This is a genomic window from Nonomuraea sp. NPDC059007, from assembly GCF_042740555.1.
Taxonomy (GTDB): Bacteria; Actinomycetota; Actinomycetes; order Streptosporangiales; family Streptosporangiaceae; genus Nonomuraea.
This window is the reverse complement of the sequence record NZ_JBHYJD010000006.1, coordinates 154,460-171,032: the sequence shown is the minus strand read 5'-3', so window position 1 is coordinate 171,032 and position 16,573 is coordinate 154,460. Positions and strand designations below refer to the sequence as shown.

11 protein-coding genes are annotated in these 16,573 nt (G+C 68.4%); 5 read left to right on the top strand and 6 right to left on the bottom strand.

Annotation, left to right across the window (positions count from 1 at the left end; genetic code table 11):
• Window positions 1-25 precede the first annotated feature (25 nt).
• Both ligA and ACFWY5_RS11930 read right to left on the bottom strand, forming a co-directional pair.
• Window positions 26-2,104, bottom strand: coding sequence for an NAD-dependent DNA ligase LigA (gene ligA, locus ACFWY5_RS11935; RefSeq protein ID WP_379631639.1), 2,079 nt, complete (start codon window positions 2,102-2,104; stop codon window positions 26-28).
• 118 nt (window positions 2,105-2,222) lie between these two features.
• Window positions 2,223-3,626, bottom strand: coding sequence for a hypothetical protein (locus ACFWY5_RS11930; protein ID WP_379631637.1), 1,404 nt, complete (start codon window positions 3,624-3,626; stop codon window positions 2,223-2,225).
• 154 nt (window positions 3,627-3,780) lie between these two features.
• On the opposite strand from ACFWY5_RS11930, the gene ACFWY5_RS11925 reads away from it, so the two are divergent.
• Window positions 3,781-4,035, top strand: coding sequence for a helix-turn-helix transcriptional regulator (locus tag ACFWY5_RS11925; RefSeq protein WP_379631635.1), 255 nt, complete (start codon window positions 3,781-3,783; stop codon window positions 4,033-4,035).
• Between the two features lie 42 nt (window positions 4,036-4,077).
• Here the strand turns inward: ACFWY5_RS11925 and ACFWY5_RS11920 are convergent, their stop codons facing one another.
• Window positions 4,078-5,517: a hypothetical protein gene (locus tag ACFWY5_RS11920; protein ID WP_379631633.1), complete on the bottom strand. Its 1,440-nt coding sequence runs from the start codon at window positions 5,515-5,517 to the stop codon at window positions 4,078-4,080.
• Window positions 5,518-5,531: 14 nt separating this feature from the next.
• The gene (locus ACFWY5_RS11915) at window positions 5,532-7,991 is read right to left on the bottom strand and encodes a DUF4365 domain-containing protein (protein WP_379631631.1); all 2,460 of its coding nucleotides are present in this window, start codon (window positions 7,989-7,991) and stop codon (window positions 5,532-5,534) included.
• 178 nt (window positions 7,992-8,169) lie between these two features.
• Between ACFWY5_RS11915 and ACFWY5_RS11910 the strand changes: the two genes are divergently transcribed.
• Together ACFWY5_RS11910 and ACFWY5_RS11905 are read left to right on the top strand one after the other, a co-directional pair.
• Window positions 8,170-9,252, top strand: coding sequence for an ImmA/IrrE family metallo-endopeptidase (locus ACFWY5_RS11910; RefSeq protein ID WP_379631629.1), 1,083 nt, complete (start codon window positions 8,170-8,172; stop codon window positions 9,250-9,252).
• A 28-nt stretch (window positions 9,253-9,280) separates the two neighbouring features.
• A complete protein-coding gene (locus ACFWY5_RS11905) occupies window positions 9,281-10,468 on the top strand; it encodes a hypothetical protein (RefSeq protein ID WP_379631627.1) in 1,188 nt (395 codons plus the stop codon).
• On the opposite strand, the gene ACFWY5_RS11900 is transcribed toward ACFWY5_RS11905, so the two are convergent.
• A complete protein-coding gene (locus ACFWY5_RS11900) occupies window positions 10,443-11,069 on the bottom strand; it encodes a hypothetical protein (protein WP_379631624.1) in 627 nt (208 codons plus the stop codon). The two genes, ACFWY5_RS11905 and ACFWY5_RS11900, sit on opposite strands and share 26 nt — an antisense overlap.
• Window positions 11,066-11,434, bottom strand: a complete 369-nt coding sequence (locus ACFWY5_RS11895) for a hypothetical protein (protein ID WP_379631622.1) — start codon at window positions 11,432-11,434, stop codon at window positions 11,066-11,068. The genes ACFWY5_RS11900 and ACFWY5_RS11895 overlap by 4 nt, the downstream gene beginning before the upstream one ends.
• Window positions 11,435-11,676: 242 nt before the next feature.
• Here ACFWY5_RS11895 and ACFWY5_RS11890 point away from each other — a divergent pair, with 242 nt between their 5' ends.
• Both ACFWY5_RS11890 and ACFWY5_RS11885 read left to right on the top strand, forming a co-directional pair.
• Complete coding sequence (locus ACFWY5_RS11890) at window positions 11,677-12,912, top strand: exonuclease domain-containing protein (protein WP_379631620.1); 1,236 nt, start codon at window positions 11,677-11,679, stop codon at window positions 12,910-12,912.
• 542 nt (window positions 12,913-13,454) lie between these two features.
• Window positions 13,455-16,571, top strand: a complete 3,117-nt coding sequence (locus ACFWY5_RS11885; protein ID WP_379631618.1) for a hypothetical protein — start codon at window positions 13,455-13,457, stop codon at window positions 16,569-16,571.
• The last annotated feature ends 2 nt before the right edge of the window (window positions 16,572-16,573 follow it).

Genomic DNA, 16,573 nt, shown 5'->3' with positions numbered 1-16,573 from the left:
TGTACGATCACGTGTACCGCTTGGATTAGATGAACGGGCTGACCAGGCTAACGAACTCCTCAGGCGAGACGATTTGCACGCTCAGGCTCTCCGCCTTGCTCCGCTTGGAGCCCGCTTTTTCTCCAGCTACCAACAATGATGTCTTCGCCGAAACGCTGGAGGATGCCTTGCCTCCTGCACGCTCAATCAGCTCGTTCACCTGGTTACGTGTCAGCGCCTCTAGCGCCCCACTCATGGTGCCGGTCACGACAACGGACATCCCGGCCAACGGAAGCTCAGATGTTCCACCGTCCTTTGCCGCGGTACCGGGCTCGGCAGATGGCGTCCAGCCTGGTTCTGTCATGGTGACCCCGGCCTCGACCAGCTTGTCGATGAGGCTGGCGAGGTCGACCAACTCCGTCACCACGACTGGCGCCTTCTCCGGGCCGATACCCTCCACATTTTGGATCGCCTCGGCGCCAGCCATGCGGATGGCGTCCATGCTGCCAAAGTGACGGGCGATGCGGCGGCTCATGGAGCGGCCGGTGCCGCGCACGCCGAGCGCGCAGAACACGCGGCTGAGTGGCTGGGCCTTGGCCCGCTCGATGGCGGCCAGCAGGTTGTCCGTGCTGGTCTCGCCCATGCGCTCCAGGTCGAGCAGTTGGTCTCGGGTGAGCGTGAACAGGTCGGCGAAGTCGGTGATCAGACCGGCGTCGAGCATCTGCTTGATGCGGTTTTCGGCCAAGCCCTCGATGTCGAGCTGATCGCGGCCGACGGCGTAGACGATGGAGGCGATGGCCCGGCAGCCGCGCCCGCGCACGCACCGCCACCGCTCCTGCGAAGTGTCGATGGCGTCGCCGCAGGACGGGCAGACCTGCGGGATCTGGATCGGCCGTTCCTCTCCCGTGCGCAGGTGGACGACCGGCGCCTCGACCCGAGGAATCACGTCACCTGCCTTGTATACAACAACGCTGTCGAACAGCATCAACCGCCTTCGGCCGATGTCGGCGGCGTTGTGCAGGGTGGCGTAGGTGACCGTGCTGCCGTCGAGCTCGACCGGCTCCAGCACGGCGCGCGGGGCGATGATGCCGGTGCGGCCGGTGTTCCACTCGACGGCCAGCAGCTTGGTGATCTTCTCGGTGGCGGGTAGCTTGTAGGCGGTCGCCCAGCGCGGCGCGCGCGAGCTGAACCCGGCCTGGGCCTGGTCGGCGGCCAGGTCGCACTTGACGACGATGCCGTCGATGCCGAACGGCAGCGTGGCGCGGGCGGCGGCGATCTCGCCGACGCGCTCCTGAACCCGCTCTAGGGTGTGGGCGACGATGCCGGCGACCGGCGTGGCGGCCGTGGTCTGCACGCCCTGCGCGGCGACCCAGCCCATGATCTCGCTGTGCGGCAGCTCGCGCAGCCGCACGGCCAGATTGGAGGTGTCGTCGGGGGCCGGGATCGCGCCGTAGCCGAAGAAGGTCAGTTCGCACACGTAGGGGCGGTCCTGGGCGCGCAGCGTGCCGGCGGCGGCGCTGCGCGGGTTGGCGAACGTGGTGCCGTCGTGCGCCTGCCGCTTGGCGCAGGCGTCCTCGAACTGCGAGGTGGTCATCATCACCTCGCCGCGCAGCTCGACCGTGACCGGCTCGGCCAGCCGCTCGGGCAGCCCTACGATGGTGCCGATGGCGTGGGAGACGTCTTCGCCGGCGGTGCCGTCGCCCCGGGTGACGAGCTGGGTCAGGCGGCCGTGCCGGTAGCGCGCCGAGATGGCCAGGCCGTCGAGTTTTGGCTCGACGCTCCACACCGTCACCGGCCTGCCGAGCCTGCGCTCCAGGCCCGCCGCCCAGTCGGCAAGCTGCTCGGGGCCGAAGACGTTGTCGAGGCTGAGCATCGGGACCGTGTGCGGTACGTCGCCGACCACCGCGCCGCCGGCCACCTTGCCGGTGGGCGAGGACGGCAGCACCGAGTCGGCGTGTGCCTCCTCGTATGCCTGAATGCCCCGGACCAATCGGTCATAGGAGTCGTCGTCCAGCGTCGAGGTGCCGTCGGCGTAGTAGGCCGCGGCGGAGTCGACGGCAAGCTGGACGGCTTCGGCATAAGCCGTGTCGTCGGCCAGGAGGGTGATCGGGGGCTGGTCGGTCATGGGTTCATCATGCCGCCTGCCACCGACAATTCTGGACGGCGATCCGAGGCCTGAGCTGCACAAGAGAGCCTGTGCCCGATGCTCGCCAGTTGTGCCCGGCTGGATGGGCAAGGCTTGTTCATGACGCTGCCTGGGCGGTGACAATGGCGCTTTCAAAGTTCGCCGGCTTGGCCGAAGAGAGAATCAAGCTGAAGACCTCACGCGGTGGAAGATCGCGATCCTGAGGAGATCCGCGCTCGAGCAGCCAATCCAGTGCGGCGGCAAGAACGTGAGACGGGACCAGCTGACCGCGGGCGTACATCACCCGCCACGGAGAGGGCGGCAGGGCCGCGAGCTGCCATTGAGCAGCGTCGGCCTCGCGTCCGTCCGAGACCAGAATGCCGATGTCCTGCCAAAAAGCCAGCAGGTCGGCCATAGTGTCTATGGGCGGATCGTCGCAGGCCTCAACCATGCTTTCGAAGCCCACTTGCCATAGCTCCCAGGCCCGCTGGCCCGCGTTCATATGACGGCGCAGTTCCTGTACGGCGGGGTGCTCGTCCAGCTCAGGGTCCTCGCCAGGGGCGGGCAGTACGAGACCTGGGGGCCGGATGCCGTCCCAGATGTCGGATTCGAGCCACTGCTCGCCGCTGGACCAGCGCTCCGGCGCCTTGGCGGCGGCGAGGTCGGCCAAGCCAGTGGTGGTGGCGCGCGGGCGCTGCAGCAGCGCGTCGACGATTTCTGCCGAGCGGGGGCACAGCCTCAGCCAACCAGTGTCGAACAGGGCGAGCATGGCCTGCTCGTCCTTGTCGGCCGTCAGGCCTGGATGTCCGTACAGGGGCACCACCTGGAGTGGGCGGCTGGGTGCGGCGGGCAGTTCGACGCGGTGGGGGTGGTTCCCGTAGCGGTCGATCCAGGTGCTGGCCAGTCGCGCGCGGTGCTCTTCCATCGCGTCCTGGATGGCTTGCATGCGCCGGTCCTGGGCGGCGCGCAGGGTGTCGCGGCGTTGGCGTTCGGCGGGGGTGAGGTGCGAGGCGCAGTGCTGGGAGCCGATGCCGGTGACGATGGTCTTGGCGCAGCGGTCCTTCTTCAGCGTGGCGCCGGCGCATTGCGCGTCGGGGTCGGGGTCTTCGTGGTAGGCGGCTTCGAGGTCGCGCTTGATCTGCGGGTCGACGGGCGGCCGCGTCAGGTCTACGTCCGGGCGGACTTCGGCGGGTTCGGTGCCGGCCTCGCGGGCCTGGGCGAAGATGGAGCGCGCGCGGGGCGGCCCGTTGCCCCAGGCGGGGGCGAGTGGGAGCCGGGCTTCCATGATGGCGGTGGCGTGGGCGGCGTTGAGCAGCATGTCGCTGGCCTCGCTGTGGACCTGGAGCTCCTCGCTGAGGTTGAGCCGCATACCGTTGATCAGCTGCAGCACATTGCGGATCTCCCAGGACAGCTGGGCGGCCTGCATGAGTAGCCACGCGGGCGACATGCCGCCGTGGCGGTCGCGGCGGGGCGGGGTGATGGTGCGGACCGGGAGGGAGTTGGCCGGGCGGAAGCGGGTCATGCCTTCTTCTCCAAAGAGCGCGGCGGGAACGGCTGCACGCGGTGGGGTGCGGCTGCATGTTCGCACGTCACAGCGGTGCGGCTGGCCGCCTCCAGCGCCATTTGTACCAACGTTGGTACAGACCCTTGAGGATCATGCCCGCCACCGTGGGTAAGTGCCCGATCCGATCACGCCACGCCTGGCTGAGCTGCGCAGACAGTTCGGCCTGCGGCTGCGTGAACTCCGTGAAGGGCACGGCCTCACCCAGGAGCAACTGAGCGAACTGGCCGACGTCGACCGCAAGACGATCAACCGGATCGAGAACGGCATGTATAGTCCGCACCTGGACAAGGTGTTCCAGATCGCCGACGCGCTGCGACTGCCGGCCAAGGATTTGTTCGAGTGGAGTGGAGCGGCGGAGCATCGATGATGCCGCGTCCCCATGGGAGGCGACCGGGCGCCGCGACCGACCCTACCTGGGGTGGTGCTGATCTTCTTGGGAGCTTCCGGCCAGGGCATAGGCGCCGTCGACGAACGCTTCCGCCTCTCGCTTGAGGGCGACCGCGTCGTTTTCGGGCTGATTCTGTGCCTGGAGAGTTTCCACCAGCACCGCAGCGATGTGGACGCGCAACACCCCGGGGGCATCTGAAGGGCCGAACGCCGTCGGTTCTTCGGCCAGGCCGGCGCGGATCGCGCCGAGTTCGCGTGCATGGCGCACACCCGTCTCAGCCGACAGCACCAGCTCGCTGAGTCCTTGCCGAGTCAACCCCACGGTCTGCTCGGCGACCAAGCAGGTCAGGCGAGCCGCACGGACGGGTGCCTCCTGGGGGTGCACCGACCCGGCGAAGCCGGACACCCCGCACAGCAGCCATCCCGCGACGGCCTGAGGCTCCTGCCGGTGCACCGCCCGGACGAGGGCGAGAAAGGTCTCCAGCGTATCGCGTGGTTCCCGCCAGGCGCTGGGACGGGCGAAGGGCACGGCTGCGCTGCGCGGCTGCCAGCCGTCGGCCTCGGCTTGCCGCATCAGCAGATCCCGGTGCAACGGAAGATCGACCACGAAGTCGGCCAGGAAACGGCGGTGATCGTCTTCGGTGGTGTCGGCCAGGCCCTGGCCGTAAAGGACATGCAGCAACGCGAAGGTGCCGAATGTGGGGATCTCGGCCTCGGCGGCGATGGCCCGCAGGACGACATCGTCGCTCCACAGCGGTGCTCCTGTCGCCAGGGCGTGTTGAAGTGCCGCCAGCCATGCGCCTTCGCGCTGCAGGGTGAAGGTCGGGCTCTGGGCCACCAGGTCGGCCTCGAGACCGCTGGTGATGAGTTCCGTCACGAGGGACAGGTCCGCCACTGCGGCGATGTCCGTGAGTTCGGCCGCTTTGATCAGCTGGTCCATCCGGTCACCCAGATGGTCCCTCTCCTGCTGCGTTAGCTGGGAGACGCGCAGGCCGGAGCCGGGTTCGACGCCGATGTTCATCGACGATTTCCGCACCTGCTCGATGGCGGTCGCGGCCATGTCAAGATCGTCGTAGCACGGGGCCGGCAGGCGCACCGCGGCGAAGCGCGCACGGAGTTCGGCGAAGCCGGCGACGGTCTGGGTGGCCAGGTACAGTGTGCTGGTGTCGATCACCACGACCTGGTCCAGCGTGGCCTGAACGGTTGCCACCTCGGCGTCGAAGCGTTCCGGATCTGCCTCGCCGGCGGGGATGCAGCCGGCCGCACGCTGCAGCAGTGCCAGCGCGTAGGGGCGGTGGAGCTGGCTGGCCATAAGCCCGAGCGGGATGGCGCCGGCCAGGACGTGCTTACGCAGGTGCTGGGCGCGGCGAGCACCCGGCTCCAGCATCTGGCGCAACGCCTCCGGATCGGTGATGTCCTGAAGTCCGACCGAGCGCAGCGGCCCATCCGGGTGCAGGCGCACATGTGTCTCCAGGGCTACCTGGAGCCGGACGCCCAGGGTGGGAGGCAGGACGAGTGCGGGTGGCCGGGAACTGGGGGGCGAGTCGTCATCGTGAGAGGTTCGCCGGTGGCCAGGAGGATCGCGAGGAGCACCTGGCCGGTGAACTGGGGGTGTTCCGGGAAGCGCTCCACCAGATCGAGCAGTTCCTGCGCAGTGTCGGCCGACCATCCCGCCCGGGGCAGCACGGCCGCCTTGAGCTGGGCATGGGTAAGTGCGAGCACCGGCGGGAGCAGCGCCGTGTAGGCCCGGAGCGCGAGGTCTCGCTGGCGTGCGAAGCAGCGTGCGCCGATCAGGCTCCAGGCGTACCCCGCCTGCTCGGCCGTCAGCGGTCCCGTGCGCGTGCCCGCCAGCACGGTATGTTCCGGCGCGCCCGGGGTGTCGCCCTCGGTCAGGGCCGCGACGGCATGCTGCTCGACGGCCGTCCAGTCCCGGCGGCCAAAGGCGTCATCCAGGAGTTCGCGGCGCAGCCGCGCCCGTACGGCCTGGGGCAGACTAGACCGGCTCAGCAACAGCAGGGCCCGGTCCCTCCACTCATCGTGCCGGCCCGTGCGCTGCAGGATCCGCATCGCCCGCTGCAGAAATTCGATGTCTCCGAACCGGGCGGTCGCGCGGTCGCACGCGTGGACGGCTTCGTCGTGGCGCTCCAACTCGACCAGGGATTGCACCAGGGCGGCTGCGCCGGACAGGGACCGGTCGGCCAGCAGTCGCAGGCGCATCAGGCCGGCTTGGTGGCGGCCGTGGGCGATGTCGGCTCGTGCCTGCAGGGCCGAGGCCTCCTCGTCGGTGACGATCTCGCGGGCCACCAGGTCCGCAAGGCCGGGCAGCGGCCAGAGGCCGAGTTCGGCCAGCGCCCTGAAGGCGATCATGCGTTCTTCGAGGGCATCGTCATCGGCCAGCTGGACGACGTGATTCCACAAGGCGATGAGGTCACTCGGTTCGGCGTCCTGGGCGTCGGCGCGGACGGCGTCGAGCACAGCGACGCTGACAGGAGTGCGCACCTTGGCAACCAGGTCATCGGCCTGCGGGTGACCAAGTTGCAGCGCGACCCGGGCGGCAGCCTGTGCCAGATGCTCAGCGCCGGCCTCCCGGGCATTGGCCTGCCCGTGCGGCTCCGGCAGCGCGACGGCGATCGCCGCGTCGAAGTCGTCGGTGAGCAGGTGAGTGTGAAACAGGACGTAGGCCGGGTGTTGACTCGGCCCGCCCCACCGTCGCTGCTCGGCCCGGGCGCTGTCGGCGAGCTTGCGGGCACGGGCGAGGTCGCCCTCGTACAACGGGCTCAGTCCTTTGCTGGCCCGCTGAGCCAGCGTCCTGGCCAGCGCGACCCGACCCGACTCGCTCCGGGGAAAAGCGGACAGGAGCATCTCGAGCCATGTGACGGCGGCGTCGAGATCGTGACCGGCCAGGGCGTGATCGGCGAGAAAGCGCAGAGCGGTACCTTCTGACCGGACAGTGCCGTCGTCGACGGCCTCGGCGAGGCTGGCGGGAAGGGGAAGAGGTCCTGCTCCGCCGATCTTCTCGCGCTCAAGCAAGGCGAGGCCGATCTCGGCCAGGAGCCGGCCGTCCGGCGACATGGCCGCCTCGGTCAGGATCGCGGTCGCCCGGGCGGGGTCGGAGCGGATCAAGGACAACCCGGCGAAGGCGCGCCACCGCGATGCCGGGGTGGCTCCCGCTGTCACGGCACGCTCGAAGCATGCCGCCGCCTGGGGCTCCAGAAGATGCTCGTTGGCATAGTCGGCCACCGACGCCCACAGCTGCCACCCCCATTCTGCGGGCGGCCACCAGGCGGGAGTTTTCGCCAGGAGGGCGGAGACCGCCTCGGCCGGCGGGCCTGCCTGCAGGAGATCCGCCAGTCGTTCGACGGCCCGCGCTGCCGTGCTGTCGCCGTCGTGCCGGGCTTGGCGCCGGAGGTGGCCGAGCCGGTCGCGTGCCTCGCCGGGCAGGCGGTCCAGCCATCGGGCGAAACGCTGCTCGGCCGGGTCGCCTTCTTCGCGCGCGGGGCGCGCCAGGCGGGTGAGCGCCGACGTGCTGGCCTGGTCGATCTGCTGGTCGGCGGGGACGGTCACCTTCCAGCCTTTGCCTGTGCACTTGGCTGCGTCGTGGGACAGCGACTGCCAGTAGAGCGCTCCCGAGGCGGGGTCGTACAGGACGATCACAACGGGGATGTCGTAGTCGAACCAGTATTGAGCGTGCTCGTCATCGAAGCGGAAGATCCAGCCATCCCGAGTCGGCTCGTTGAACCAGCTCTGACCGGATTTGACCTGCGTACCGAGCAGGCGCCCAGCGGTACGGCCGTTCTCGACAAGCTCGAGGATGGCATCGACCCCGAAGTCGTTGACCGGCTGTTCCCGGCACAACCAGCCGAGACGTTCGTGGGCGGCCATGGCCAACGCAGCCACACCCGCACGCTCGACGTGCACAGAAGCATCGACCCGCACAGCCACTCCCTTGTGAGCCGGCCTGGATGGAGGGCTCCCACGAGCCAGGTCGAACAGCTTAGCGAGCCAGTGAAGGCGCAGCCCCGTACAACGGAGAGAACATTCCAACACGAGGAATATTTCGGTGAGGTAATCTGAGGGATAGAACAGCGGTGGATGGTGGGAAGAGGAGTGTGGAGTGGCCCAGGAGACGGCGCAGGCGAGCATGCTGATGCTGGCTCGTGAGTCACGTGGGATGACTCAGACCGCGCTCGCCCGCGCCATGTCGGACCTGGCGCAAGAGCCGATCAGTCAGGGCTATGTGAGCAAGGCCGAGGCGGGCCGCCTTGCCGTCGAGGGCGAGCGCCTGACGGTGTACGCCCGCGCGCTGGGCTATCCGCGAGGACTGCTGCGCCTGGACGCAGAGGTGACCGGGATCGGCATCGGGCTGGTGCACCACCGCAAGAAGGCCGCGCTGGGAGCCCACGCCCTGCGCCGCATCCACGCGCACCTCGCCCTGGGACGCCTGCAGACACACCGTCTGTTCCGGGCCCTACCCGTCGATCTGAGCCTGCACCGCTTCGAGCACATCGCCGTGAACGACCTCGACACCCCCACGGAGGCGGCACAAACGCTGCGCAAGCTGTGGGAGGTCCCGGCCGGGCCGATCACTCACCTGGTGAGGGTGATCGAGGCCGCCGGCGGGCTGATTCTCGTCCGCGACCTCGACAGCCGCGACCTGGACGCGGCCAGCCAGTGGAACCATGCGGAGCGCCCGCTGTTCCTGCTGGGGGCGCACGCTCCCGCCGACCGCTTCCGGTTCAGCCTCGCCCACGAACTCGGGCATGTGATCATGCACCCCGAGCCCGGCGCCACCCCACAGCAGGAACGGCAGGCCGACGAATTCGCCAGCGAGTTCCTGATGCCCGCCGCCGACATCGGCGGCGAACTGAGCGCAGGACTGGACCTGCCCCGCTTGCAGGCGCTGAAGCGGCGCTGGGGAGTGTCGATGGCCGCCCTGGCCCGCAAGGCGCTCACCCTGGCCGCCATCAGCGAATGGCAGTACCGCAACCTGATGATCGAAATGTCCACGCTCGGCTACCGCACCCACGAGCCCGGCGACATCCCCCGCGAACTCCCGCAGACCGTGCCCGCCGCGGCGCAACGCCTCGTCGCTCAGCACGGACTCGACCGCGCCGCCGAAACCGCGGGACTGCTCGCTGAGGAGTTCACCCGCTTGTACGCGCCCCAGCCCGGCTCGCCGGACCCCACCCCCGCCTGACACCGGTTACGTCTCACGAGGTGAGCACATGGACGACCGCACCAGCGCCCCATCCCGTACCGTGGCGAGTTCCCTGCTCACCTCGCTGCCCGACCACGGTACGGCCGGGCGCGCCATCACCCAGCGCGCCCTGACCTTGGAGCGCGCCAACCTGCTGCCCGAAGCGCCCGGTTACCTGCACCCCGACCACGGCGGCCTGGTGGTGTGTGGCACCGGTTGCTCGGGCCGGCTGAACGCACTCCGGCGAGCCTTCCCCGGCGTACTGGCCGAGGATTGCGCCGCCTACGAGAAGGAGATCGCCACCACCGACGCGCCGTTCAGCCTGCCGGAGGATGCCCTGTTCGGCGGTGACCTGGACAGCGCGCTGCAGGAGCAGCTTGATAATGGGGCGTCCTTCGCCATCACCCCGACCCGTTACATCAAGGCCGGCGATCCGGCGGCTTTGAAGGCCGTGGTGAAGGCAGCCGGGGCGCTGCGGCGCGACGACGTCGTGGTGACGCTTCCGGTGTCGATCGTCTGGCTGCGGCCGGAGACGCGCATGACCCTGGTGGCCGCGGTCCGTGCGATCGAGCACCCGGTCGCGCTGATCCTCGGCGGGCAATACGACCCGCTCCAGCACTTCGCGGCTGCGCCCCAGCAATTGCGGGATCTACTGGCCGACGTACCGGGCACCGGGTTGTGGCGTACGGACCTGGCCGGGTTCGACGCGCTGGCCCATGGTGCCGGCTTCGCCGGGATCGGCGCGGGCGGCTCGTTGCGGCACCTCGTTCCCGCCGGGGAGCGCGCCGAGAGCTCCGGCGGCGGAGCAAACTACCCCTCGGTGCTGATGCCCGAATTGCTGCGCTTCAGCAGCGCCAAGTTCATCGCCGATCTCTACGCCAACGCCATCCCGCCCCGCTGCACCTGCAGTCAGTGCCAGGGCAAGCCGCTGGACGATTTCGCAGGCCTCACCAACCCGGTCAAGGCCGCCGCACACGCGCACAACAGCGCCACCTGGAACGCCTGGCTGCCCGATCTGCTGCAGCAGCCCACGCTGGCCGACCGGCAGATTTGGTGGCATGCCCGCTGCAAGCAGGCCGTGAACGCGCATGCCCTGGAGAACACCCGCCTCCAGCAGCCCAACCGGCTCAAGCCGCCCAAGTCACTGGAGAAGTGGGCCAGCCTGCCGCTCCGCACCGACGGTCAGGCGGTCACGCCTCCGCCGCCGCCGAAGTGATCTGCTGGTAAGCCTCTTCCAGGAACAGCCAGCCCGCGACGGTGAATCTGCGGCGTTCGAAGGGGGCTGGAGGAACGATCACACAGGGTTCGCCATCGGCGTCGCAGATCACGCCAATGCCGTAAAAGTCGGCTTCCATCCGCAGCGCTTGGAGCTCGCGTGGGAGCGAGGACAGCAGCATCGCGCGCGAGCAGAACGGCGCGAACCGGCCTGCCCGTTCCAGGCCGGCACGCCACGATCGCGCCGGCACGACCGCCAGGCGCGCCCCGATCGGAGGAACCGCCAGACAGGTCACCTGGCCCGGGCCCAGGTGCATCGCACCCCGCGGAAGCAGACGCAGGAGATCTGGCGTCGTCCATCCGGCGGCCGACAGCGGCAGCGGCACGCCCACCGGCAGATCCAGCAGGACGCGCAACGCGTCCGGCGACGTGATGGCCCCCAGGCCGGCGTGCCGGCGCCGCTCGACTTCGGCCTGGTCAAGCTCGTAATGCAGCATGGCCGAGGTGCCCTGCAGCACCACGCGCGACGACGAAGTACGGTTCGGGGCGAAGCCGGGCGCGTCGGCGACGGCCTGAGGAAAAGCCTCTGCGGTGCCGGTCACGTCTCCACCCTCTTCTGCTCACTCGTGCCGTTCAGGCCCGTCCCCGCGATCAGATCGTGATGCCCTCGCAGGCCCGCGACCAACCGTCCCAAAGGCTCCCAAAGAGCGTCGCCGCCCGCCCGGCAATACCAGCGCCGCCGGTCCCGGCCGAGCTCCGTCACCCTGGTCACCATCCGTAGAGCCAGCAGATCCCGCACCACCGGGTAGTACACCGCTGATTGCACGCCGTGCCGCGCGGCCAGCCTGCCGAGGTTCACCTGGCCATCGGAGGCGCTGGCGAACGCCTCCAGCACCTCCAGCCGGTACCGATGGCCGAACAGGCAGGCAGAAACCCCACGGATGTCGTCCAGAGGCGCTCCACGCACCCCTTCACCCTAGTGATTAACGAATCCATAATCCATGGCAGGTGCCCGTGCCCCCTCCGCCAGCCGTCTCGAGCCGTCTCGCTGCGGGATCAACCGAGCGCGAGCGTGATGACGAGTCACGAGCATACGCCCCACCCATCGCCCGGAACTCCTCTGTCACGAACCCATCACAATGCGTGCGCTGCCCGAAACCGTCAACCTCCTGCCGACGATGGTCCCTTCAGGCAGGAAAGGGGCGTCGGATGACCAACAGCCAGCTCGGGTACGCCGTCATCGATCTGGAGACGACAGGGCTGCGGCCCTCCTGGCACGACCGGATCATCGAGGTCGCTGTCGTCCTGCTCGACCCGCTCGGGCGGATCACCGGTGAGTGGAGCACGCTGGTCAACCCCGAGCGTGACCTGGGCCCGCAACATATCCATGGCATCAGCGCCGCCGACGTCCGGCACGCTCCCTTTTTCAAGGACATCGCCGGAACGCTTGCCGAGCTGGTGCGCGGCCGGGTCCCTGTGGCGCACAATCTCCGCTTCGACCTGGGCTTCCTGCACGACGAATACGCGCGGGCCGGTACGCCGATCCCCGGCCTGGGCTCCATCGGCGTCTGCACGATGACCGAGGCCGCCCGCTTCCTGCCCGCCGCGCCGCGCACGCTCGCCGGTTGCTGTGCGGTCGCCGACATTCCCCTCGACCGTCACCACGACGCCCTCATCGACGCCCACGCCGCCGCCGAACTCCTGCGCCACTACCTCACGTTGGCCCACCCGCAATCGCCGTGGGCCTCCTGCCTGACCGCTGCCGCCGCAACCGTCTGGCCGATCGTTCCCCGCAGCACCGCAGCCCCGGTACGGCGAGGCGCCTCAGCCGAGCGTGACAGCCACTTCCTGGCGCGGCTCCTGGACCGGCTCCCGCGCGCAACCGATACCGTCCGGGCCGACCCATACTTCGCCCTGCTCGACCAGGTGCTGCTGGACCATCACATCTCGGTGAGTGAGGCCGACATGCTGATCGCCCTGGCCGCACGCCTGGACCTCAGCCGCGCCGACGCGCTCCGCCTGCACCACGACTACCTGCACGCGCTGGCTTCCGCGGCCAAGGCGGACGGCGTCGTCACCGCCGCGGAACGTCACGAGCTCGACCTTGCCGCCGCCCTGCTCGGCCTGGAGCCCGCCGCAGTCGAACACGCCCTGGCCGCCGCTGCCCCACCCGAGCATCATGCCGCCTCCGCTGGCCATTTCCGCCTCCAGCCAGGCGATCTCGTCGTGTTCACCGGGGACATGAGCGGCGGCCGCGAGCTGTGGGAAGAGCGGGCCCGCCAAGCCGGCTGCGTCCCCCACCCCAACGTCACCAAGCGGGTCCGACTGCTGGTCGCCGCAGACCCCGACACGATGTCGGGCAAGGCGCGCAAGGCCCGCGCCTACGACATTCCCATCGTGACGCCGGACGCCTTCGCCCGGATGACCGCCGCCCCCGACCGGTAGCACGCCGCGCAGGACACCGGCATCCCGAGAACTTTCCGGCGCTCGCGTAGGCTGCCGCGGTGACCAGTGACGCACCCGATCGGTCCCGGCAGCTGTCCCCAAAGGCGGAACGAGAGACCCTCCACAAGGCACCTCCAACAGGTGTCGGAGCGATGACCCGGCCAGGAGGTGCGGGAGATCGTCGACCGCGTCTGCGGCCCGGGAACCGCCCAGACCGTACTGGCCGAGCGGCGCCGCCAGGGCCTGTGGCCATTCGTGACACGCCGACCAAGGATTCCCGGCAAGACCTCTCTGCCGGCAACAACCTTCGGGATCAACAACGAGCCCAGAGCTCGATCCCAGGAGAAAGAACCCGGTCTGGCGGGCGTGCGGGCCGCCGGCGGGCATCAGCAGAGCCCTCGCGCCGCTTCCCGCCGGTGATCCGTGTCCGTCTTCACCGTGGAAAGCCCCGTATATCGTTGATCTCCTCATTACGAGCATCAGGCGATTGATCGGCGAGCTGAGCCGGCCGACAGCCAGCCTCGGGAAGTGAAGGACGATCGATGACTGAACCGATCCCGGAAGCAGAGGCCTACATCCGGTTCCGCCTGAGCGAGATGTCGTCGAGGAACGAGCACCATCGGTTCGAGGAGATCGCGACACGGGTCGCCCAGAAGCGCATCAGCTCGAACATCCTCATCGCCACGGGGCCAGTCAGTTCGGGCGGTGATCAGCAGCGGGACGCGGAGTCGTTCACAACCCGGCTGCCTGACGAACTGCCGCACTCGGCGGGCTTCGCCGCCGCGGCGTCGACCTCACCGGTCGTGGTGGCCTGCACGGTACAGAACGGGGGCTTGAAGCAAAAGGTTCTCGACGACCTCGCCGGCATCTGTGCTGAGAGTGCCGCGCCAGCGGAACACGTGGCCTTCTTCAGCGTGCACGCCATCTCCGAGGGTATTACCCACGACCTGCAGCGAACTGCACAAGAGACGTACGGGGTGACGCTCGACATCTTCTGCGGTACCGATATCGCGACGTTTCTTGCCCAGCAGGACCTGGTGTGGGTCGCACGGCACTACCTGGAGCTCCCATCGCATCTGGTGCCGCCGCTGGAGGGTGAGCCGGCGCCGCAATGGTACGCCGACCTCATCGAAGGCCTGCGGCGCAACAGAGGGCCGGTTGCCCTGACGCCAGCGGTGCAAGGGGAGGTCACGCACGGGCTCCGACATGCGACGTGGGACCAGGACGCGAACGCCGACTTGCCGGAGTGGCTCAACTTTATGGGCATGTTCTTGGCTGACTCCAAAGACGGTCAGGACACCGAACTGGTGTTCCGGGCCTGCTACGAGATGGCCGTCGCACGATTTCGCGGCATGGGAATCGCGGACGGCATCGAGGATCTGGTCCGCCGCGCCATCGGCTACGCGGGCACCAGCAACCGGCCGGACATCATCGACGATGCCGTGACCTTGGCCTCGTACTGGGGTGTGATGTGGAGAACGGGCGTCGCCAAGGCGGAGGCATCCGAGATCGCTGCGGCTATGGCGCGGCTGCGGGCGCATCTCCTCGACCTGCGCCGTGCGACCGACTCAAGCACGCATCCGGTCCGTGCCGCGACCCTGACCGGAACGCTTGCCTTCACGTACCTGGTTCCAAACTGGGAGAAGGTCGAAGCCGCCGACGGTAAGCCTGAACCTGCAGCGGTCGCTTTCGGCGTCGGGGTGCAATTCGGCGAATCCGAGGTCGACGCCTCAAGGGTGGCGCAGTCGGGCCTGGTCGACCTTGAGGCTGCGATGGCGCACCTGGAGGAGCTGGTGGATCTGCTCCCGCGAGCGCGTGTGTACTCGCCCAGGCAACTGGCTCGCGTGTTCACGATGTTCGCCCCGGCCGCATCCGAGCACCCGAACTACGAGAAGGTGCGCGACGGCCTCGACGCCGCGCTGGCCCAGGTTCAGGGTGATGCCGCTACCGCGGAACGGTGCCGCGATCGCGGATTAGCCTTTCTGCGGGTCGGCAAGCCACTGCAGGGCCTAGCCGAGCTGCACCACGCGAAGATCAAGTGGTTCCACGGCGACACGTTGTACGGCGCTATCCTCACGATGCGATACCTGGGCTCGGTGTACGCCGATCTAGGGCTGATGTACGCGGCGAAGATGTTCACGTGCACATCCGCCACCGTGGCCATGACGAGCGACGACCCCGATGTGAAGCAGCACGTGCCGAAAGCGCTCCTCGAAGCAGCCAGGTACGCGCAACAGGCCGGCACCTGGGTTGACGCGGCGGCCTTGACGGAGATCGCACTCATCGCCCGAGCCCAGCTACTGACCGATCCGTTCGACTACGATCAGTACCCCGAGCTCGCGGCGCACGAGACGAACGCCATCCTCGAGCTGTCCGGCATCCGCACGTTCTGGCCAGATCTTGAGCCACTCATCGAAGCCGCGCACAGCACAACAGAGTGGTATGAGCGGCTCGTTGAGGCCATCAATCATGTCGATGCTGCATTCGACCTGACCGAGGAAGAATTCCAGGCTCGTGCGGCCGAGCAGGTTGCAGGACCGGTCCTCGGCGACCTCGGCCCGAGCAGAGTGATCGACTTCCGGGCTCTCGGCGTTCGCTGGATCGTCGAGTTCGACAACGACCGGATGACAGTGCTGGCTGCCGAAGGGTTCGTTGCTGCCCTCCAGGTCCTCCTGGCCGATATTGCACTCATGCACCCGGTCCTCATCACCAGCACGGTCCGTATCACTGTTCAGGTGAGGGCGGGTACGAGCCACGGTACCGACAGTATCGACATCGACGACTCCAAGCCCGAAGTCGTAGCCAACGTGATCCTTTCCGGCACACGGGACGATCTCGACGCAGGCGTCGTCGCACAGTGCTATCAGCTTCTCCAGGCGGTTCATGCCCGCTCGCCGAGAGATCTTCAAGACCTTCTGGAGCCACTGGTCAAAGGCGGCCTCTTCCACAAGGTCTCAGTCGGTCGGCCGTACACGGAGTCTGCCGCTCTCCTCGATGACGACCACTATGGTCGGTGTGCCGCTGCAACCAGGCCACTGTCGTCGGGAACTTTCCGGCCAGCCGAACAGGAGCATCTCGGGCCTTCGACTGCTGCCGGGCCGGGTTACGACCGCAGGGAAGCGCTTCAGGTCATCCGCGAGCGGTACGAGGTTGCGAGCGATACCCTCCGGTACACCCTCCCGCGTCTTCTGGCTGATGAAGGCGGCCACACGACGGTGGTGCGGCTGCGTGAAGCGGGTTGGCTCGACTGGCAGATTCTGGTGGCTCTGATGAACGCCGCCTGGAACTGGCGGATGCAGCACGCTGGTATTCGGCCTGACGTCGGCGACCCGAGGGTCATGGAGCTCGCCCGCGAAAGCGAGACCGCACTATCCCCGCAGGTGCCGCTCACAGCGTTCGCAGACCGCCTCATTGACATGCACATGGACATGCAGACCGCTATCGTCGCCAGCCGCTGGAACCTCCGCGGGCGGCAGGAGGAACCCGGCGAGGGAGCGATGCGTGACCTCCTGACCAGGCGATACGCATACGCAGTGGACGACGTCCCGCACCGCGACCTACTCAACTGCGTCGACTCGGAGGGCACCCTACTGCTCCTGGATGCACTTGCTGACGAGGGCAACGACGACTACGACTCCCAAGGCTCGGCAAGTGTGTGACT

Excerpts from the sequence above, each read along its gene's own strand:
- ligA (WP_379631639.1), bottom strand. The coding sequence starts at position 2,104 with ATGACCGACCAGCCCCCGATCACCCTCCTGGCCGACGACACGGCTTAT.
- ACFWY5_RS11930 (WP_379631637.1), bottom strand. The coding sequence starts at position 3,626 with ATGACCCGCTTCCGCCCGGCCAACTCCCTCCCGGTCCGCACCATCACC.
- ACFWY5_RS11905 (WP_379631627.1), top strand. The coding sequence starts at position 9,281 with ATGGACGACCGCACCAGCGCCCCATCCCGTACCGTGGCGAGTTCCCTG.
- ACFWY5_RS11890 (WP_379631620.1), top strand. The coding sequence starts at position 11,677 with ATGACCAACAGCCAGCTCGGGTACGCCGTCATCGATCTGGAGACGACA.
- ACFWY5_RS11885 (WP_379631618.1), top strand. The coding sequence starts at position 13,455 with ATGACTGAACCGATCCCGGAAGCAGAGGCCTACATCCGGTTCCGCCTG.